The sequence below is a fragment of the Mucilaginibacter boryungensis genome (assembly GCF_015221995.1).
GTDB classification, from domain to species: domain Bacteria; phylum Bacteroidota; class Bacteroidia; order Sphingobacteriales; family Sphingobacteriaceae; genus Mucilaginibacter; species Mucilaginibacter boryungensis.
Genome location: NZ_JADFFM010000002.1, coordinates 288649 through 308336 on the forward strand (window position 1 = coordinate 288649; position 19688 = coordinate 308336).

Genomic DNA, 19688 nt, shown 5'->3' on the forward strand with positions numbered 1-19688 from the left:
ACATACAACAGTAAAGGCTGCCCTTGGGCAGCCTTTACTGTTGTATGAATACTTTAATTTATTATCTGTTACCGCCAAGCGATTTTAAATCGGTCAGACTGATCCTGTCGAAACCCGCAGGAATACTAAATGTACCTGCCGGTACCTTTTCATCACTGATAGATTTAAAGGCGACATCAACTTTTTGCCCCATTTGGAAAGTAGTAAATTGTACCGGGAAACCACCTGCTTTAGCGTATAACTGGCTCATGCCATTAGCTGGTACACTAATATCGTTGGTTACCCATACGTCAAAGCTATCCCCTTTATCATCTTTAACCGCTACTTTTTTACAGTTTAAGCCGGCAATAACTTTAGTTTCAGTGCCAGGTGTAAATGTTAATGCAGGTAACTGGCTTTTGCCTTCTTCAAGTTCCGCAGGTGTAGCAATTGCAGCTTTTTTCATGTTGGCTACAGGCACATCTACCAATATGGCCAGGTAATCACCTACCCCCTGGGTAATGATGCTAATTTTAGCCGGGCCCGATTGCTGAACGGTTACGCTTGAATCGGCCTTGAAAGAAGTTTTTACATCAAGCGAACCGCGTGAAGATGTAGCTGTGTACGTAATAACACCCTCCTTATACACTTTTTGAGCTTTCGCTTCCATTGAACCTGCCAGCAAAGCAATGCCTGCAGCTACTGATAATAGTTTTAATTTCATGTTTATGCTTTGATTAATTATAGCGCTTCAACAAATATAATTATAATTCCTTAGCGCCTCACATTCATTCAGACTCAATAACCAGCGATTTGTTACGTTTCAGCACGTACATTTTTTTGTCATTTTTCTTTTGCCCGGCCTGCAATGTGGCTAAACGCTGGTTACTGTTATCAGCATCAATTATAAGTGTTTGATACTGATAGTTATTCGCAACATCAGCCATACTTACCCACGGACTACCGGTAACGAATAAATAATCCATTTTTATTTGCGGCTTAAATGTTTGGTATTGTAAATCTTTATTCAACACCAGCAAACTTTTATTCATGAAGCAAACAAGGTTACCTTTTTTCAGCAAAAATGAATTAGCTACGTCCTTATTAAATGGTAATTTGGTTAGTTCACTTATTCGGGCGCTATCTAAATATGGCTGAATGGAATAACGGTAATTCTTATCAGTATCCGTTAGGTTAGTGAGCAACACTGCCCTATCACCCTGTTTAAATAATATGGCAGGATATTTCTTAAGGTTGAGGAATGAAATACTGTTAGATCTTAACCCATCGATCCGTTTAAAACTTAAGCTGATTGATAATACCAGTACACATATTAAAGCTATCTTGAGGAATACTATCCGTTTATAATATAGTATTGCGAACAGGAATACTAACGCAGTGATCAACAAAAGATATTCAACCCGCGTTAACCATATTTTATTTATCGAAGCATAAGGCGAGCGCTCGGCAAATTGCAAACCGGCATCCATCAGCAATATACTTTTCTCCAGCACATAGCCGGCAAGCTTTGCTAATACTGATAAACCCATTTGTGCTAATCCCAAACAAAGGATACCGGCGTACATAATTACTTCAACCGGGATGATAATGAATAAGTTGGTCAACAAAAAATAAACCGGGAACTGATGAAAGTAATACGCACTAAGCGGAAAAGTAATAGCTTGTATAGCGATACTGGCCGAACAAAATACCCACAACTTATCCAGCCATTTATTATCAATATCCCATAAGCGATAAACTATAGGCTGAAAAACGATAAGCGCGGCAACAGCTAAATAGGATAACTGGAAACCCACATCTGTAATTAAAAAAGGATCGAACAGTAAAATAGCGAAAGCCGATACAGCTAAAATGTTCAGCGTATTAATGCGGCGGTTGTAAGTTTTACCGATAATGATCAAACTGATCATCACCGCGGCACGGCATACGGCAGGCGATAAGCCGGTTAATAACGAATAATACCAGATAAACAGGATAGTCAGCACCGCTTTAAATATTTTGCCGTAACGGTACCTGTCCATAAAACCCAGCAGCCAGCCAATCATTACAAAAATAATGGCCACATGTGCACCCGATATCGATAGCACGTGGATAGTCCCGGTTTTTGAATATGCCTGTAAAATATCGTTATCCAGTTCGGCTTTGTAGCCCAGTATCAGGGTTGAAGCTACCGCGATGGCCTCGGGACTATGCATATAAGTTTTAAATTGCCCAACCAGCTTTTGCCGCAATTGCAGCGAATAGGCCACCAGCGGGTTGCCGGCGTTGTGGTTTAGCAACACTACATCGCGCGGATTTAAAAAGGCTTGCGTATAAATATCCTGATGCGCCAGGTATTGCTTGTAGTTAAACTCAGCGTGATTAAAAGGGCCATCGACTGGTTTATATTTAGCAGGGATTAACAACTCATCACCGTAACCAATACTATGTGCACGGGCGCTGTCTACAATCAATGTAATCAATAATGTGCCGCTTGCAGGGCGTTTTGCCCCTTTATAACTGCTCAGTTCGGCCACGGCAGTAAACCGCAGGAACTGATTTTTTAGCTGCGGCTCGCTGTTCACTTTCACCAGCAGCACATCAGCCGGTAATTTTTCAAAATAAGTAGCGTGGTTGCGGCTATCATAATTAATGGTACATAATAACCCGCCCAGCAATATTAACAGATGCATTAGTACTGCACCCACCCAGGTGTAGCGGTACAATCCTACCAGTTGGTAAAGCAAATTCAGCGCAATGAAGCCAATCAGCAATGTAAAAAAGGAAATAGCAATTATAGTTTGATAACCCGCGAGGTTAAAAGATAAAGCCAGCGATATCCCAATCAAAAACGGAACGATCAAAACAACAAAAGGAATTTCGCCTTTATGCGCGGCTAACATGTGGTGTGATTGGGTTGAGGAATAAAACTAAGAAAATTTGAATAACGAAAGTTCGATTTCGGAATTTTACTACTTATCATTTCGCAATTGGCATTCCGAATTTCGCATTGTCTTTACATCTGATCCCGCACCTCCAGCAAAAACTTCTTCAGGTTTTCCAGGGTGCTTATCATGGTTTGGGTCTCTTTGGTTTCGTCGCCGCTTTGCTTTAGGTGTTCTTTAGCGCCGGCCAGCGTATAACCTTTATCGCGGATAAGGTGAAAGATGATCTTCAGGTTCTCTACATCCTCTGGGGTGAAATAGCGGTTGCCTTTTTTATTTTTCTTGGGTTGTAAAATATCAAACTCGCGCTCGTAGTACCTGATGAGCGATTGGTTCACATCAAACATGGCCGATACCTCGCCCATGGTATAATACATCTTATTTATTTCGCGCTCTTTATAAGGCATACGCAAATGTAATAAATTGTCTGAACCATGATTAACCGGATTAAAAAGATTTTCAGGATTTCCTTCTGCTTATCTGCGTAATTGACATTATTTGTCGGGGATATTTCGTACGCATACTATGACGTAACGGTTATTATAAATCATGTAATCCTAAAAATCTGTTAAATCCCTGTTCCGACATTTTTCTATCTTTGCCCTACTATGACTGCTAAAGAGATACGCCAGGCTTTTCTTGATTTTTTTGCTGCTAAGGGACATACCATTGTTCCATCGGCCCCTATTGTTATAAAAAACGACCCTACATTAATGTTCACTAACGCGGGCATGAACCAGTTTAAGGATATTTTTTTAGGTGAAGCGCCTGTGAAGTATCCCCGCGTGGCCGATACCCAGCGTTGCCTGCGCGTAAGTGGCAAGCATAACGATTTGGAAGAAGTAGGTATTGATACCTATCACCATACCATGTTCGAAATGCTGGGTAACTGGAGCTTTGGCGATTACTTTAAAAAAGAAGCCATTGACTGGAGCTGGGAACTATTGACCCAGGTATATAAGCTACCTAAAGACCGCCTGTATGTGACCTATTTTGAAGGCGACGCCAAAGAAGGTTTAGAAAAGGATACCGAAACGCTGAACCTGTGGAAGCAGTATGTTGCTGAAGACCATATCATCCCGGGAAATAAAAAAGATAACTTTTGGGAAATGGGCGAAACCGGCCCCTGCGGACCGTGTTCGGAGATCCACTTCGACAGTCGCCCGGATAACGAGCGCGCTGAAGTAGATGGCGCTACCTTAGTAAACGCCGACCACGACCAGGTAATTGAGATATGGAATAACGTGTTTATGCAGTTTAACCGGGTGAAAGACGGTTCGCTGCACCCGCTGCCGGCCAAACATGTGGATACAGGTATGGGTTTCGAGCGTTTGGTGCGGGTGCTGCAAGGCAAGACATCAAACTATGATACCGACGTTTTCCAGGGATTGATACAGTTTATTGCCGATAAAAGCGGTAAGAAATATAATAGCGCGGCCAAACCCGGCGATGCCGATTGGAACGCTGCTGTGGCCATGCGTGTACTGGCCGACCATATCCGTGCCATCAGCTTTGCTATTGCAGATGGGCAACTACCTGCCAGTAACAAAGCCGGTTATGTTATCCGCCGTATCCTGCGCCGGGCTATTCGTTATAGCTACCAAACCCTGGGCTTTAAAGAACCTTTCTTTAACGAGTTAGTGCCCTTATTAGCAGAACAGTTTAAAGGAGTATTTGATGAATTGTACTCTCAAAAAGATTTTGTGCAGAAGGTGATTAAGGAAGAGGAAGTTTCCTTTTTGAAGACGTTGGCACAAGGCATAATTTATTTAGAAAATAATATAGTTGGAGAACAGGTTTGGAATAAAGAAAATAAGAACATATTTCCCGGAAAGCTTGCATTTGAACTATCCGACACATATGGCTTCCCAATAGATTTAACAGAACTAATGACTCGGGAAAAAGGCTGGACTGTTGATATGGCCGGCTATGAGGCCGCGCTTCAAGAACAAAAAACCCGCTCCCGCGCTGCTACTGCTATTGATACCGGTGACTGGACAGTTTTAAAGAACGATGACAGCGTAGAATTTACCGGGTACGATGAAACCGAAAGCATCGCGCATATTATAAAATACCGCAAGGTAACCGCTAAGGGTAAGGAACAATACCAGATCGTTTTGGATAAAACACCTTTCTATGCTGAGAGCGGCGGCCAGGTGGGCGATACCGGCGAACTGGTTTTCCCCGATGGCGAGGTGATCCATATTACGGATACCAAAAAAGAGAACGGGCTGATCGTCCACTTTGCGGATAGTCTGCCTAAGAACCCCAATGATGCGTTGACTGCTATTGTTGATGCGGAACGCCGCCATAATATTGAAGGTAACCACAGCGCCACGCACCTGCTGCATGCCGCCATGAAACAAGTGTTGGGTTCGCACGTCAACCAAAAAGGTTCGTTAGTGAATGGCGAATACCTGCGTTTTGACTTTTCGCACTTTAGCAAAGTAACCGACGAGGAGATCGCGCAGATCGAGGCCATCGTTAATCAAAAGGTGCGCGAGAACATCCAGTTGAAGGAGGAACGCAGTGTGGCTTATCAAACTGCCATAGCCAGCGGTGTAACTGCTTTGTTTGGTGAGAAGTATGGCGAATATGTACGTGTAATTACCTTCGATGATAACTTTAGCAAGGAGCTTTGCGGCGGTACGCACGTTAAGGCTACCGGCCAAATTGGTTTCTTTAAAATAGTAGCCGAAAGCGCTGTTGCTGCCGGCGTGCGCCGTATTGAAGCCATTACCGGCATTGCCGCGCAGACTTATATAAACGATCAGAACGCACTGATACACCAGTTGAAAGAGTTACTGAAAAATCCAAAGGACATCGCCAAAAGCGTTGAAACCCTGTTGGAAGAAAATACCCGCCTGAAAAAAGAGATCGAAAAATCGGTACTGGAGAAATCAGCCGGCTTAAAGAACGAATTAGCGGCTAAGGCTGAAAATATTAACGGTATTAACTTTATAGCCCAGCGCGTTTCCCTGCCCAATGCTGATGCGGTGAAGAACCTGGCCTACCAGGTGAAAGACATCGTGGAAAACCTGTTTATGGTGCTGGCTACCGAAATTGACGGCAAACCTGGCCTAACCGTAATGGTATCTGAAAACCTGGTGAAAGAAAAAGGCCTGAACGCCGGCAACATCGTGCGCGAACTGGCTAAAGAGATACAGGGCGGCGGCGGCGGTCAGCCATTTTTTGCTACCGCCGGCGGTAAGGATGCAAGTGGCTTGGATAGGGCGCTGGAAAAGGCGAGGTTAGTGATTAGTTAAATTAAGGTCAAGCGCTCGTCATCGCTCATGCGTGTTAGGATATCTTTATGCACCATCAACCTGCGCCTAAATTCTATAAACAATTCCTAACAATTGTTTAAACCGCCGTAAACTACTCCCTAAAAATGGAAGATATCTGATAAAACCCCTTAAAAATCAATATTTAACATTAAAAAAGTTTTTATTAGCCAAAAATATATTCTTACCTTTGCAGTCCCAATTAGGTTGGGAAAAGGAGATAAATTAATTAATGGCAAAAAAACAAGAAGTAGAAAACGAATTAAAAGCAAAAGAGGCTGAACTGGATACAGTTACAGCTACTGCACCTGAAGAAAAGATCGAATCAGAAGCTGATTCACTTTCGATTGACGAGATCAAAGCTACGATCACCACTTCAAACCAGGATTTTGACTGGGACGCTGACGACAAAAAGTTTGGCAATTACAGCGCTGCTGACCGTGAAAAGTTAGAAGCAATGTACGATGTTACCTTCAACTCTATTAACCAGGGTGAAATTATTGAAGGTATTGTTGTAAACATCAACAACAAAGACGTGGTATTAAACATCGGTTTCAAATCTGATGGTATGGTATCATTATCTGAATTCCGCGATACGCCAGATCTGAAGATCGGTGATAAAGTGGATGTTTTTGTTGAATCACAGGAAGATGCTAACGGTCAGTTAGTACTTTCACGCAAGCGTGCTAAAACACAAAAATCATGGGAGCGCATTAATTCGGCTCTTGATAACGACGAGATCATCACAGGCTTTGTTAAGAGCCGTACTAAAGGTGGCTTGATCGTTGATATAATGGGCGTTGAAGCCTTTTTACCAGGTTCACAGATCGATATCAAACCTATCCGCGATTACGATGTGTACGTTGGTAAAACAATGGAATTCAAAGTTGTTAAGATTAACCACGAGTTTAAAAACGTTGTGGTATCGCACAAAGTGCTTATCGAAGACGATTTGGAAAACCAAAAAACTGAAATTGTGGCCAAACTTGAAAAAGGCCAGGTATTGGAAGGTACCGTTAAAAACATTACCGACTTTGGTGTATTTATTGACCTTGGTGGTGTTGATGGTTTACTGCACATTACAGATATATCATGGGGCCGTATCGAGCATCCGCGTGAAGTATTGGCGTTGGATCAGAAGATCAACGTTGTGGTACTTGACTTTGATGACGAGAAAAAACGTATTGCCCTTGGTTTAAAACAACTTACCCCACACCCTTGGCAGTCGCTTGATCCTGAATTGACTATCGGCAGCAAAGTAAAAGGTAAAATTGTTACCGTTGCAGATTATGGCGCATTCCTTGAAATCATCCCGGGTGTTGAAGGCCTGATCCACGTATCAGAAATGTCATGGTCTCAAAACTTACGTAACCCTCAGGAATTCCTGAAAGTGGGCGACGAGATTGAAGCACAAGTGTTAACACTTGACCGCGACGAACGCAAAATGAGCTTGGGTATTAAACAATTAACCCCTGATCCATGGCAAAATGCTGCTGCACGCTATGCAGTTGGCACCCAGCACGTTGCTACAGTTAAAAACATGACCAACTTTGGTGTGTTTGTTGAACTGGAAGACGGCATTGACGGTTTGATCCACATCAGCGACCTTTCATGGTCTAAAAAAGTAAATCACCCTAACGAATTTACTAAAGTTGGTGAAAAATTAGACGTGATTGTTTTAGAACTGGATGTTGAAAACCGCAAGCTTAGCTTAGGCCACAAACAACTGGAAGAAAACCCTTGGGATACTTTCGAAACCATCTTTGGTGTAGATTCAGTTCACGAAGGTACTGTGTTGAAAGTAACCGATAAAGGCGCCATTGTTGCCCTTCCATACGGTGTTGAAGGCTTCGCACCAACCAAACACCTGGTTAAAGAGGACGGCAAAGCTTTGAAAGCTGAGGAAACTGCTGAATTCAAGATCATTGAGTTTAACAAAGAGAACAAACGCATTGTTATTTCACACTCACGTATTTGGGAAGACCAACGTACTGAAGCAAGGGTTACCGACTTTGAAAACCGTAAAAAAGAAGCGAAAGCAACTACAAGCGCGGTGAAAAAAGTTAAAGAATCGGTTGAAAAATCGACCTTGGGTGACTTAAGCGTGTTAGCACAGCTGAAAGAACAAATGGAAGGTGCTGAAAACAAGGCTAAAAAAACCAAGACTGAAGAGTCTAAATAGTCATTAATTTAAATCCTTTATATAAGGCCTCCCGATAAATCGGGAGGCCTTTTTTTGTTGGATCAAATTACAATTTTAATAAATAAGTAAATAGTACCACAAAAGATAAAAAACCTACCCGTAATTGCTGGTAGATTGGTGGTATATTTACACTATGAATAAAGCGAAGTTTCCGGTTTACGATATTTCATCGATATCTAATTTTACAAAAGACGATATCATGATCAGCCGCTTCGCACCTTATTTAGCTGTCCATAAAAATTTATTGCTGCCGCATAAGCACGATTTTTATCATTTAGTACTATTCACTACTGGGGCAGGCAGTCACGTTATCGATTTTCAAAGCTTTCCTGTAAACCCGTATCAGATTTACTTTATGGTACCCGGCCAGGTGCATAGCTGGAACTTTAAAGGACCAGTTGATGGGTATGTGATCAATTTCTCGGTATCTTTCTTTAATTCATTCTTACACCATGCGGATTACCTGTCCCAGTTTGCGTTTTTCGATGGCATAAGTACAGACCAGGTCATCGATATACCTGAGAATGCCCAAAACAGGGTAGGCAATTTATTTGAACAGCTTATCGCAGAAAGTGAAAGTCCCGGGCGTATGGGGGCCGATATGGTACGCGTGCTAATGCTGGAGTTATTTATTACCATTAGCCGCTTGCAAAACGAAAAGCCGATGACCGAACTTTTATCCTATAACTATACGCTGCTAAAAAACTTCCAGCAATTGATTGATAAAAACTTCACCAAATTAAGGATGCCACATGAATATGCTGCCATGCTTTATATAACGCCCAACCATTTAAACGCGCTTTGTAACGATGTGTTAGGCATTTCAGCGGGAGAAGTTATCCGCAGAAGGGTGACACTGGAAGCCAAACGCTTACTGATCAATTTCAAGCTCAGTATCACCGAAATTGCAAGGCAGCTTAATTTTCAGGACAACTCCTATTTTACCAAATTTTTTAAAAAACAGGAAGGCCTTGCCCCTGAAGAATTTAGAAAGAGTTTAAAACAAGAATAATATGAAAACCATAATATTAGCAACCACTAACTTAAATACAACCAGCCTTAAACCCGAAAGTGCTGCCTATATCCCTTCAGCATTTAAAGCTGCGTTACATGGCAAATGCCCAAAATGTCGCACAGGTAATATGTTTGGAAGCAGTCCTTTTAATGTATTTGGGCAAAAAATGAACGAAGATTGCCCTCATTGTAATTTTCATTTTGAAATTGAGCCAGGCTTTTTTTATGTGGCCATGTTTGTTAGCTATGCCATTAATGTGGCTATTATGGTTAGTTTTGCGGTAGCTACCTATATATTAACCGGGAGCGAAAACCCATGGTGGTATGTAGTGGCCACACTGCTTCCCGCCGTGCTTTTTTCGCCATTCACTTTCCGTTACTCACGCGTTATATTGTTATACTGGCTAACGCCCGGTATTCATTTTGATCCCCGCCGGGTTAAAAAAGCTAAAGTAGCACCAGATGATTTTAGGGTGGATTAATAAATATAAATATAGCCTGCTATATTATGGTTATAATTGGCAATAACAACATAATTCTGTATATCAAGTTATTATCATTATATTTAAACCTTTTATAATACAAGGCCGTATACAAATAATATTATTTTATAGGATATTATTTGCAATTTTGATATAACCATTAACCCTAAAAAATTATGACAAGCTTAAACTCTAAAACTTTAAAGGTATTTGGGCTGCTGCTATTATTTTTAACCGCAGCAAGTTCATGTAAAAACAACGATGTTATTAATCCTGTCACTCCAACGTCTACGTTAACAGGTACAATTGATGGCAAAACACTGGATATAAGCCAGGCAGCAATTTCATCCACGTTTTTCAGCACCGCCGGCGATAACGTTAGCGCCCTGCAAACTACCGCAGTTGCCGATGCAGGCGCAAGTTCGCTTACCTTTTATATACCCGACATTAGTGTTGCCGATAATACCATTACACCAAAACTCGGCACTTCGTCAAATCCGGGCAATGCCAATCTTAAAGTACAGGGGGCAGGCGCCACTACTACTGTCACACAGGTTTACGTATCATATAAAACGGGCGGCAATACTTATTATGCAATTTCAGGCACAGTAACTGTTACAACCGATAATACCAAGGTTACGGTTAAATGGAACCTTACCTTTACCGATGCAACCGGCCGTACATTTACATCAACCGGCAGCTTTATTATTTACAACTACAAAGCTGTTACCAAACCCAAAACTGAAATTACCGACCCTACCCCGGTAGCTGCAAGACCAACAATTGATAATATTGCCTCAAACTTTGGCGCTGCAGGCGACTCAGTTGTTATTGCGGGAACAAATTTCAGTACTACTTTAACAGATAACATTGTTAAATTCAACGGTGTTGCGGCAACAGTAAAATCGGCCACAGCTACCAAACTGGTGGTTACTGTACCTTCAACCGGTTCTACTGGTGCTGTAAGTGTTAAAGTAAAAAACAGCGAAACTACTACAGGCCCGATATTTACTTATGTTGCGTCACCAATTATTAGTGGTGTTACCCCGTTAAGCGGTAAGGCGGGTGCGGTAATGACTATTATAGGTAATAACTTCAGCACTGTTTTAACAGATGATGTAGTTACCATAAATGGCACAGCCGCCGTAGTACTTACCTCGTCGGTTGATAGAATGACAGTAACGGTACCTCAAGGCGTAACTACAGGGCAAGTTGTTGTGAAGATACGTGGCAAAGTTGCGACTGTTACCCCAGGTATTAGTACCTTATTCACGGTAACGCTTTAATACAGCTATAGCTACTCATACTATAAAACAAAGACGTCTCCCTTATACCGGGAGACGTTTTTATTTTTCTTCAGCATAAGCCATGGCCATATAGCTTAGTACCTCCTCGTTTATATCATCCGGAAAGTACATCCTGAAATGGTGATTAAATTGATTTTGATCAGGAACTTGTGCTATCTTTTGAAAGCACAGGTTATCAGGATATTCTTGTTTAAACGGAAACACCACATGCACAAAATTTTTACCCAATTGCGTAATCCAGGCAATGCGCTTATTGCTGTTAGATATGCCTATCATGGTTTTTGTCGGTTCTACAATAATATCGCCGAGATTGTTAAAATGGGTAATAAAATAATTGAACAGCATCAATGTTTGCTCACTTTTGCCTGCTAAAAATTCAGCTAATTGTTTTTCTTCTCCGGGTATCACTACTTACTTAATGTAATTTACAATTTCGTTATTAAGCGATGTACTTATTCGCGTTTTACGAATTTATGGGAATTAATTGGCTTGCACTTTACCTACAATAAAAAAGCCGTCCTATATTTATTATAGAACGGCTTTTTGTTTGCCTTATGTTATTTAAACCCAAGTGCCACGGAAATTACATCCGAGGCCAAATTTGTAGTTTGGGTATAATGCCCATAACGCAATTCAATATCATGCAGATGCTGCCAGCCACCCACACCTTTGGGAGGAGCTAACCTGATACCAGCGCCAAAAAAGTTACTGTTAAACGCGGCTAACTCATAATTGCTGGAGAAATAAGTTGCTGTTGGCGGGGTAGCTTTATAAGGTGCAAAATACTTAGCAGCAGTTTGAGTATAATACCGGTAAAAAGGGGATATCGAAAAGAATGGTGATACCTTATATGCAATCTCGATATTAGCGGTATTTGAACGGGTATCCCAGCTATCGGTATAGTAACGATAGTAGGTGCGCAAAATGATATTATCACCGGCAAAATAATTTAGCCTGAAACCTAAGGGAAGTTTAAAGCGCGATGATGGCAGCCTTTCAATAGTATCCTTGCCATTATTAAAGTACACGCGGTGGTAAGGCAAGCTTAAAAAGCCGGTCTGCTGAACCACATCACCCAATAATGAAACTTGTAACCTTGAATTAATGATCTGGTTCCACGCGAAAGAAGCGGTATAAGTATTACGCGGACTGGTTGCAAGGCTTGATTCTGAACTACGTTTGCCATTTACAGATAATACGCGGTTACCGCTGGCCGTAGTAATATAGGTAGAGCCTGCAGGTGCCGGCGGGCTTAAAGCTGTTACCAACTCAGATGGATAGATCATTACTACCTTATCCAAATAAGCCTGGAATTTAGCACTAAACTCACCCGTGCGGTCTTTAGTTTTTAATGAAAAGTGCATATCCGCACCAAATGACTTATAATTATACTCGCCCGAATAGTAACTACCCAATCCAAAGCTTGTGCCTTTGGCCTGGTTTTCGGTAGTCCAGTCTAACGATGGATAAACGCGGCTACCATCCTGTTTACCCTGACCTGTTGTGGTGACATAGGCCGATGATGCCGAGGTATGATGATCTAACCCCATACCTACATTTAAGGTATTCTTGTTAGTGTTGCCCCACCAAACCAGGTTTATATTCAAACCGTTAGAAATATCAGATACCTTTTGGGTACCGATACCGCCGGTTATAGCCGAGTGTTCGCCAGTTTGGTCGTAATAACTGGAGACTAAATTTATTTCATCAATTTTTAATTGCCTGCTTTCGTAATTGGTAGTGTCGGCTTTAGCTGGCGCGCTAACTGTAAATGTCGGCTTGGTAACATTAACGCTGCTTTTTAGCTGGGCATAGGCGTTAACGCGGCATAGAAATGCAAAACCCAGTGCAGATAAATATACTTTTTTCATAATTCTGCTCCAATGTTAATTACAACCACAACCACCACCGGTTTTACCGGCATTAGCGCCTGACGATGCTTCAAGGTACGATTGGAAATTGAGTTCATTTCTTTCAGCTTTGCGATTTGACAGCGCCATTTCCGCATCGTTAATGCGGTTTTTTTGATATTCCTTTAAATGCACGCACGATGTAAGCGATGCCATAAACGCCAGGCAGGCTAATAGTTTCATCAATGGCTTTATCATAATAGGGGTTTATTTAAGATGGATGTTATCTGATGTATATACGTTATTATAGTCGTCAATGATCACGGCTTCAATGTCCTTCAACTGATTGATCATATCCAGCCCGGCACGCACACCCATAATGGTGACCGGCGTAGCCATGGCATCGGCAATTTCGGCATTGGTGGTAATTATCGTCACACTTTTTATCCCGCTAACAGGTAATCCGGTGCAGGGATCAATAGTGTGCGAATATTTTTTACCGTCTATCACTACAAACTTCTCATAATTACCCGATGTTGCTACAGACAAATCTGAGATAGACATATACGATAAGGCCTCTCCTTCTCTATCGGGATTGGCAATACCAATAGTCCACTTTTGCTCGTTTGGCTGCAACCCCCAGGCTGTTAGGTCGCCCGAAGCATTAACCACGCCGCTTTCAACGCCTGCTTGTTTTAATATCATCCTGGCGCGGTCGGCCGCATACCCTTTACCTATTCCACCAAAACCAATGCGCATTCCTTTTTCACGCAGGTAAACTGTACAATTTTCAGCATCTAAAACTACATTACGGAAATTGATAAGCCGTACGGCGTTGCGCGCCGTCGCGGCATCGGGCAAGGCTGTCATGCCCATATCAAAATTCCATAAACTCTTACCAATAGAACCGTAGGTGATGTCAAATGCGCCTTGTGTAATTGACGATATTTTAATAGATCGGGCTATCAGATCAAACACTTCACGGTCAACTTTTACAGGCTGTAAACCCGCATTGCGGTTTATTGCATTGGTTTGGCTATCCTCGCTAAAGGTGGTCAGTAATTTCTCAATACGCTGAATTTCACCTACGGCATCATCAATCCGGGCGTTAGCCCAACCAGCATCATCGGCAACTACGCTTATTTCAAAGCGGTTACCCATTAAACGCATAGCACGTTTGTAAACAGCCGTTTTGTTTAATACGTTAGCGGGCATACTCAGCTATTTCAGTAACAAACTTTTCAGGAGATTCATTTGGAAACCCATCCCAGGCTTTTATCACTTTGCCGGTTTTATCAACCAATAACGTATATGGGAATTTTCCTTGCGGATTGTATTTATCGGCTAAAGCCTCGTTTTGCTTTACCTGTGCTTTATCCAGTTGGTTCTTTTTCTGACGGGGGAAATCGGCACGTACTAAAACCAGGTGGTCTTTTGCGTAGACTTCAAAAGTTGAAGTTTCCAGTATCTCTTTTCGAAGCCTGATGCAAGGGCCGCACCAATCGGAACCGGAGAAATTGATAAGAATATATTTGTTTTCTTTTGTAGCTTCAGAAGTAGCTTCATTAAAGTTTCCTAACCACGGCAAAGTAGTAAACAAAGACAAAAAGGATAGTAATATCAATAGTTTCATTTCAGGGGTATTAAAACATTAAAACGCATACTGATTTAATTTAGTGTATAACTATTTGAATGATCGCCTCACATATCAAAAAACTTACATTAAATATACAGTAAATCCATGTTTAAACATGCTAAGTATAGATGAACGGGAATAATGAATCGATAAACAAATTGTCCCTTGAAAATATAATTTCAATTTAAATAATTTTCAGCATATTTGGTTAACCACGGTCATGTACAGGCCGGCATATAAACCAGGTACCTATTTAAAACAAATAAAAAATGTCAAATTGACGGCTTGGGGCCGGCAGTGACTACATATTCATAAACCAAAATACTTTTAAAACAGCATGGAAAAATCTCGCCGCACTTTTATCAGGCAGGCCACATTGGCCGGAGCCGGTGTATTGCTCACCAAAACCAGTTGGAGCGCTAAAAGCTATAACCGTATTATTGGGGCTAATGACAGGGTGCGGGTAGGGGTAGTCGGCTTTTCCGACAGGCACCGCAGTTCGCACATCCCCAGTTTTATGAACCATTATAAAGAGTTGAACTTTGAAGTAGTTGGAGTGTCCGACATCTGGAAGCGCCGCCGGGAAGAAGGCGCGGCTATTTGGAAAGAGAAGATGCAAAACGATGTGAAAGCCTTCCGTAATAATGAAGAGCTTTATGATAGCAAAATGGTTGACGCAGTGTTTATCAGCACAGCCGATTTTCAGCATGCCCGCCATTGCATAGAGGCGGTAAAAGCCGGTTGCGATGCGTATGTAGAAAAACCGTTTGCCGAAACCATGGAAGATAACCGTGCTGCCTTGAAAGCTGTGAAAGAAACGGGTAAAATTGTGCAGATTGGGTCGCAACGCCGTAGCGGGGCCAACTATCATGCCGCCAATGAGTTTATAAAATCGGGCAAGTTTGGGCCGATAACCATGGTAGAATTAACCTGGAACGTAAACCAGCCGGGGCGCTGGCGCAGGCCCGAACTGTTGGGCGTGCTAAAAGAAGCTGATACAGATTGGAAGCGTTTTATTATGAACCGCCCCTACGAGCCGTTTGATCCCCGTAAATACCTGGAATACCGTTTATTTTGGCCTTATTCATCGGGATTACCGGGCCAGTGGATGAGCCACCAAATTGATACCGTACACTGGTTTACAGGGTTAAAACATCCACGCAGTGTGGTAGCCAATGGTGGTATATACCAATGGAAAGATGGCCGTAAAAACTGGGATACTATTTTAGCGGCCTTTGATTACGGCCCGCTGGATGATATGTCTACCGGCTTCCAGGTAACGTTCGGCTCACGTATGCATAATGGCGATGAACACCCGGCCGAGATATATTACAGCAATGGTGGCGAGCTAAACCTGATCACCAATAAAATATCGCCTAAAGGCGGCCTGACCGAGAAGATGGCGGCAGCTATGGGCATGAAGGCCAATCTGTTGCCGGAGATCAGCTTGAAAAACACCGAAGCGGTAGTAGTATCGGCTAATACCGGCGGCGATGCCCTGACATCTAACCATGTGCGCAACTGGATGGAATGTGTACGCAGCCGCAAGCAACCCAATGCTCCGGTTGAGGCAGGTTACAGCCACTCTATAGCCAATATCATGACTAACGCCGCTGTGCACACCGGATACAAAGCCACATTTGATGAAAAGACACAGGAAGTAATGGCCAATGGTAAAGTGTTTAAATATTAAGGATATGAACAACATTAAAAAAGCAGGGTTAGCAATAATTGCAACCGCGTTCTCTGCAATTGCTATAGCGCAAACAGCGCAGCCGGTGCTTATCATAAAATCAAAAAAAAATAAAAGTATAGATGTATTAATAGGCGGTAAACTGTTTACCAGTTTCCTGTATCCTGATACCCTGGAGAAACCTGTGTTATTTCCCCTGCATGCGGCTAATGGCACCATAGTTACCCGCAGTTTCCCGCTTGATGCCAGGGTGGGCGACCCCACCGATCACCCGCATCATATTGGGCTATGGTTCAATTTTGAGAACCTGAACGGGCTGGATTTTTGGAATAACAGTTACGCCATCCCGGCAGCTAAAAAAAGTCAGTACGGTTGGGTGCGTACGGATAAAGTGCTGGAAACTAAAAATGGCAACGTTGGTGTATTGGCCTACCATGCCAACTGGACAAACCAGGCAAAGGACGTAATACTGGAAGAAACTACCCGCTTTGAATTTAGCGGCGATGCCAATCAACGTATTATAGACCGCACTACTACATTAAAGGCCGATAAAGATGCTGTTTTTAACGATGCAAAGGATGGTTTGCTTGGCTTACGCTTAGCGCATGAATTGCAGATACCGACCAAACAAGACCAGAAGTTTACTGATGACAAAGGCAATGTAACCATAGTGAAAGGCGGCACAGATAATATCCCTAATGGTAATTATTTAACCAGCGCCGGCAAAACCGGCGACGATGTCTGGAGCACCCGCGGCGTATGGTGTAAAGTGTTCGGAAAAATGAGTGCCGATTCAGTAAGTATTGCTATTATAGATCATCCACAAAACCCTAACTATCCTACCTTTTGGCATGCGCGCGGTTACGGTCTGTTTGCCGCTAATCCATTAGGAGAAAAGATATTTACCAATGGTAAATCAGCCAAAAACCTTACTTTAAAGAAAGGCGAATCTGTTACATTTAAATACAGGATTGTAATAACAAATGGCAGCAGTACAATTAGTGCTTCACAATTGAACACAATGGCTGCCGTGTTTGGCAAAAAATAAGCCTATTAAAGAAGACGCTACCCGTAATCAACAGACAGCGTCTTTACGTAAGCCCGGTTAATTTTCCTCCGTATATTTTTTAAAGCTGTCTAAAATAGCCTGCCAGCCCCCGCGCTGCATTTCAATGGGGTTTTGGCTTTCCGGGTCGAAAGTTTCAGTTACTTTAGTACTGTCACCCTTATCTTCAAAAACTACTTTTACCTGGCGGCCATCGTCCATACTGTAAGCTATCAACTGATGGTCTGTCACTTCACTATAGGTTCCACCAAAATCAAAGCTAAAGCTGCCATCTTTAGCGGCCATAGTGGTTTTAAATTTACCGCCTGTGCGCGGGTCGTTTTCAGCGAATGGCGCATGCCAATCGGGCGATGCCTGGCACCATTTGGTAATATGTTCAGGGCTGTTCCAGTAATCCCAAACTTTGGCTATTGGTGCGTTAACAGTAGCTGCTACAGTAATAGCGGTTGTATTTGCAGTTTCCATAATATGTTGTTTTAAATTAGTGATAATTACAATGTAAAGGTACGGTCGACATTTAAAAAGCAGCATGGGCAAATGCGACAATTGCGGGGTGTAATTCCACCAAATAATATAATATCAGTCAATCAATTTGATTGTTAGCGTGTTGTATTGGCATGATGCCTGTATCCACACAGATAGCCTGGTTATTTTTGTTAGCCGTTCCGGTAGCGTGTATAGCCTGGACAGTTACCCACGAAGAGGTTTTTCGCGAACCGCGCGAATTTTGCATTAAGCGCTGTCATAAAAGCAAAACTATAGTCGCACGCAAATTCTTTTACCTGTTCACCTGCGAATACTGTTTCAGCCATTATGTTACAATAGTATTCCTGTTCCTTACCAACTATAAATTATTGCTGGATGATTGGCGCGGTTACCTGGTTGCTGGTTTTGCTTTGGTTTGGATTGCTAATGTGTACATGAGCCTTTTTGGGCTGATAAGACAAGGGATACAGGTAGAAAAACAGGAAGTTGAAGTGCTTAAAAAAGAGATTGACGAGAAAGAATAGGTCAGTTTTTTGAAATAATCAGCATTAATGCCTTTTTAATAAATGGCTTTTATACCACAATAATCTTTTATAGTTTAGGCTTGCGAAAGCATAGCCATAAACACCCGCATGAAAGATGAATTGATACTGGAAACGATAGCCATTACTAAAAATTTTTTCGGCAATAAATCTTCCGGTGTTAATAACATAACCCTGTTTATTCCGCGCGGAAAAATTACGGGTATTGTAGGCGAAAGCGGCAGCGGTAAAACTACTTTACTTAACCTGCTGGCCGGTAAAATGGTACCAGATTCGGGTGATGTATTTTTTCATCAGGAATTATTACCCGACCGCGAAAATGCACGCCAGGAAGTACACCGTTCCATTAAATTCCTAACTCAGGACCATTATGAAATGGACTTGAACGCCACCGTTTGGGAAAATGTAAAGGCGGGACTATCGGAAAGCGACCTGCATTATGAAACCAAGAAAATTACGGAGGCCTTAAACACCTGGAGTATACAACACCTGCATGACCAGGTTTTCAACAAACTTAGCGGCGGTGAAAAGCAGCGGGTTACTATTGCTAAAGCATTGATAAGCTTACCAGAGGTTTTATTGCTCGATGAACCTTTTAACCAGGTAGATGCCCGTTATCGCGAAGGCCTGCAACAGGATATCCGAAATATTGTAACCAAACAAGGCGTTACTGCTATCCTGGTATCGCACGACCCGGCTGAATTACTGAGTATGGCCGATCAGCTGATCGTAATTAAGGAAGGTGAAATAGTAGAAAGCGGCAGCGCTGAAGAATTATACAGCGAACCCAAATTACTTTATACGGCATTAATACTTGCCAGCAGTACCCAGCTTACAGCAGCACAGGCTAAAGTTTGCGGTATCACATCGCGCCGGGGCAATGTAGTTATATATGCCGAAGATATTAAAGTAAGCAAGGGCCTTACCAATAGCTGGGTAGTGAATAAAGTATTGTTCAAAGGTATTTATGAGGAACTAATAGTTGAATGCCAAAAAGTACAGATCCGAGTATTGAACATGGCCAAGGGTAAATACAAAGTTAGTGATAAGGTAAGTATCAGTGTACGCCGGTATCATGAGTTTGGGAAATTTACGAGGTAAATGTGCGATTACACATATCTGCACATTCAATGGTTAATTTTTGTTAAACTTTCCCATAATCCATATATCAATTTATAATAATCACACATAAAGTTTTACC

18 protein-coding genes are annotated in these 19688 nt (G+C 42.2%); 9 read left to right on the top strand and 9 right to left on the bottom strand.

Going from position 1 to position 19688, the window contains the following annotated elements; translation table 11 throughout:
• Positions 1-61: 61 nt before the first annotated feature.
• From IRJ18_RS14130 to IRJ18_RS14140, 3 genes are all read right to left on the bottom strand, one after another.
• Complete coding sequence (locus IRJ18_RS14130) at positions 62-703, bottom strand: DUF4412 domain-containing protein (protein ID WP_194106969.1); 642 nt, start codon at positions 701-703, stop codon at positions 62-64.
• 64 nt (positions 704-767) lie between these two features.
• Entirely contained in the window at positions 768-2882 is a 2115-nt protein-coding gene (locus IRJ18_RS14135; protein ID WP_194106970.1) for a ComEC/Rec2 family competence protein, read from the bottom strand.
• 113 nt (positions 2883-2995) lie between these two features.
• Complete coding sequence (locus IRJ18_RS14140; protein WP_194106971.1) at positions 2996-3331, bottom strand: MerR family transcriptional regulator; 336 nt, start codon at positions 3329-3331, stop codon at positions 2996-2998.
• Between the two features lie 201 nt (positions 3332-3532).
• On the opposite strand from IRJ18_RS14140, the gene alaS reads away from it, so the two are divergent.
• From alaS to IRJ18_RS14165, 5 genes are all read left to right on the top strand, one after another.
• On the top strand, positions 3533-6190 hold the full coding sequence (gene alaS, locus IRJ18_RS14145; RefSeq protein ID WP_194106972.1) for an alanine--tRNA ligase: 2658 nt from the start codon (positions 3533-3535) through the stop codon (positions 6188-6190).
• A 250-nt stretch (positions 6191-6440) separates the two neighbouring features.
• The gene (rpsA, locus tag IRJ18_RS14150; RefSeq protein WP_194106973.1) at positions 6441-8390 is read left to right on the top strand and encodes a 30S ribosomal protein S1; all 1950 of its coding nucleotides are present in this window, start codon (positions 6441-6443) and stop codon (positions 8388-8390) included.
• A gap of 154 nt (positions 8391-8544) precedes the next feature.
• Positions 8545-9423, top strand: coding sequence for an AraC family transcriptional regulator (locus tag IRJ18_RS14155; protein ID WP_194106974.1), 879 nt, complete (start codon positions 8545-8547; stop codon positions 9421-9423).
• A gap of 1 nt (position 9424) precedes the next feature.
• Positions 9425-9907 carry a DUF983 domain-containing protein gene (locus IRJ18_RS14160; RefSeq protein ID WP_194106975.1) on the top strand — a complete coding sequence of 161 codons (483 nt, stop codon included), beginning with the start codon at positions 9425-9427 and terminating at the stop codon, positions 9905-9907.
• A 176-nt stretch (positions 9908-10083) separates the two neighbouring features.
• The gene (locus tag IRJ18_RS14165; protein WP_194106976.1) at positions 10084-11193 is read left to right on the top strand and encodes an IPT/TIG domain-containing protein; all 1110 of its coding nucleotides are present in this window, start codon (positions 10084-10086) and stop codon (positions 11191-11193) included.
• A 60-nt stretch (positions 11194-11253) separates the two neighbouring features.
• Here the strand turns inward: IRJ18_RS14165 and IRJ18_RS14170 are convergent, their stop codons facing one another.
• The 5 genes from IRJ18_RS14170 to IRJ18_RS14190 all read right to left on the bottom strand — a co-directional run bounded on the left by IRJ18_RS14170 (position 11254) and on the right by IRJ18_RS14190 (position 14697).
• Positions 11254-11622, bottom strand: a complete 369-nt coding sequence (locus tag IRJ18_RS14170) for a DUF5655 domain-containing protein (RefSeq protein WP_317174089.1) — start codon at positions 11620-11622, stop codon at positions 11254-11256.
• A 149-nt stretch (positions 11623-11771) separates the two neighbouring features.
• Positions 11772-13085, bottom strand: a complete 1314-nt coding sequence (locus tag IRJ18_RS14175) for a DUF3570 domain-containing protein (protein ID WP_194106977.1) — start codon at positions 13083-13085, stop codon at positions 11772-11774.
• Between the two features lie 15 nt (positions 13086-13100).
• Positions 13101-13322 carry a DUF4266 domain-containing protein gene (locus IRJ18_RS14180; RefSeq protein WP_194106978.1) on the bottom strand — a complete coding sequence of 74 codons (222 nt, stop codon included), beginning with the start codon at positions 13320-13322 and terminating at the stop codon, positions 13101-13103.
• 9 nt (positions 13323-13331) lie between these two features.
• A complete protein-coding gene (locus IRJ18_RS14185) occupies positions 13332-14279 on the bottom strand; it encodes an FAD:protein FMN transferase (RefSeq protein ID WP_194106979.1) in 948 nt (315 codons plus the stop codon).
• Complete coding sequence (locus IRJ18_RS14190; protein WP_194106980.1) at positions 14269-14697, bottom strand: thioredoxin family protein; 429 nt, start codon at positions 14695-14697, stop codon at positions 14269-14271. The genes IRJ18_RS14185 and IRJ18_RS14190 overlap by 11 nt, the downstream gene beginning before the upstream one ends.
• A gap of 340 nt (positions 14698-15037) precedes the next feature.
• Here IRJ18_RS14190 and IRJ18_RS14195 point away from each other — a divergent pair, with 340 nt between their 5' ends.
• Together IRJ18_RS14195 and IRJ18_RS14200 are read left to right on the top strand one after the other, a co-directional pair.
• On the top strand, positions 15038-16393 hold the full coding sequence (locus IRJ18_RS14195; RefSeq protein WP_194106981.1) for a Gfo/Idh/MocA family protein: 1356 nt from the start codon (positions 15038-15040) through the stop codon (positions 16391-16393).
• A gap of 4 nt (positions 16394-16397) precedes the next feature.
• The gene (locus IRJ18_RS14200; RefSeq protein WP_194106982.1) at positions 16398-17441 is read left to right on the top strand and encodes a DUF6807 domain-containing protein; all 1044 of its coding nucleotides are present in this window, start codon (positions 16398-16400) and stop codon (positions 17439-17441) included.
• 57 nt (positions 17442-17498) lie between these two features.
• Here IRJ18_RS14200 and IRJ18_RS14205 read toward each other — a convergent pair whose 3' ends face one another.
• Positions 17499-17924 (bottom strand): SRPBCC family protein, encoded by a 426-nt coding sequence (locus tag IRJ18_RS14205; RefSeq protein ID WP_194106983.1) that lies wholly within the window; start codon positions 17922-17924, stop codon positions 17499-17501.
• A 152-nt stretch (positions 17925-18076) separates the two neighbouring features.
• Here IRJ18_RS14205 and IRJ18_RS14210 point away from each other — a divergent pair, with 152 nt between their 5' ends.
• Both IRJ18_RS14210 and IRJ18_RS14215 read left to right on the top strand, forming a co-directional pair.
• Positions 18077-18469: a hypothetical protein gene (locus IRJ18_RS14210; RefSeq protein ID WP_228072869.1), complete on the top strand. Its 393-nt coding sequence runs from the start codon at positions 18077-18079 to the stop codon at positions 18467-18469.
• Between the two features lie 108 nt (positions 18470-18577).
• A complete protein-coding gene (locus tag IRJ18_RS14215; protein ID WP_194106984.1) occupies positions 18578-19588 on the top strand; it encodes an ABC transporter ATP-binding protein in 1011 nt (336 codons plus the stop codon).
• Positions 19589-19688 lie beyond the last annotated feature (100 nt).

What these genes read in the sequence shown, in the direction of transcription:
- IRJ18_RS14200 (WP_194106982.1), top strand. Translation starts at nt 16,398, where the DNA reads ATGAACAACATTAAAAAAGCAGGGTTAGCAATAATTGCAACCGCGTTC.
- IRJ18_RS14210 (WP_228072869.1), top strand. Translation starts at nt 18,077, where the DNA reads ATGATGCCTGTATCCACACAGATAGCCTGGTTATTTTTGTTAGCCGTT.
- IRJ18_RS14175 (WP_194106977.1), bottom strand. Translation starts at nt 13,085, where the DNA reads ATGAAAAAAGTATATTTATCTGCACTGGGTTTTGCATTTCTATGCCGC.
- IRJ18_RS14135 (WP_194106970.1), bottom strand. Translation starts at nt 2,882, where the DNA reads ATGTTAGCCGCGCATAAAGGCGAAATTCCTTTTGTTGTTTTGATCGTT.
- IRJ18_RS14195 (WP_194106981.1), top strand. Translation starts at nt 15,038, where the DNA reads ATGGAAAAATCTCGCCGCACTTTTATCAGGCAGGCCACATTGGCCGGA.
- IRJ18_RS14180 (WP_194106978.1), bottom strand. Translation starts at nt 13,322, where the DNA reads ATGATAAAGCCATTGATGAAACTATTAGCCTGCCTGGCGTTTATGGCA.
- rpsA (WP_194106973.1), top strand. Translation starts at nt 6,441, where the DNA reads ATGGCAAAAAAACAAGAAGTAGAAAACGAATTAAAAGCAAAAGAGGCT.
- IRJ18_RS14215 (WP_194106984.1), top strand. Translation starts at nt 18,578, where the DNA reads ATGAAAGATGAATTGATACTGGAAACGATAGCCATTACTAAAAATTTT.
- IRJ18_RS14155 (WP_194106974.1), top strand. Translation starts at nt 8,545, where the DNA reads ATGAATAAAGCGAAGTTTCCGGTTTACGATATTTCATCGATATCTAAT.
- IRJ18_RS14185 (WP_194106979.1), bottom strand. Translation starts at nt 14,279, where the DNA reads ATGCCCGCTAACGTATTAAACAAAACGGCTGTTTACAAACGTGCTATG.
- IRJ18_RS14140 (WP_194106971.1), bottom strand. Translation starts at nt 3,331, where the DNA reads ATGCCTTATAAAGAGCGCGAAATAAATAAGATGTATTATACCATGGGC.
- alaS (WP_194106972.1), top strand. Translation starts at nt 3,533, where the DNA reads ATGACTGCTAAAGAGATACGCCAGGCTTTTCTTGATTTTTTTGCTGCT.
- IRJ18_RS14190 (WP_194106980.1), bottom strand. Translation starts at nt 14,697, where the DNA reads ATGAAACTATTGATATTACTATCCTTTTTGTCTTTGTTTACTACTTTG.
- IRJ18_RS14205 (WP_194106983.1), bottom strand. Translation starts at nt 17,924, where the DNA reads ATGGAAACTGCAAATACAACCGCTATTACTGTAGCAGCTACTGTTAAC.
- IRJ18_RS14165 (WP_194106976.1), top strand. Translation starts at nt 10,084, where the DNA reads ATGACAAGCTTAAACTCTAAAACTTTAAAGGTATTTGGGCTGCTGCTA.
- IRJ18_RS14160 (WP_194106975.1), top strand. Translation starts at nt 9,425, where the DNA reads ATGAAAACCATAATATTAGCAACCACTAACTTAAATACAACCAGCCTT.
- IRJ18_RS14130 (WP_194106969.1), bottom strand. Translation starts at nt 703, where the DNA reads ATGAAATTAAAACTATTATCAGTAGCTGCAGGCATTGCTTTGCTGGCA.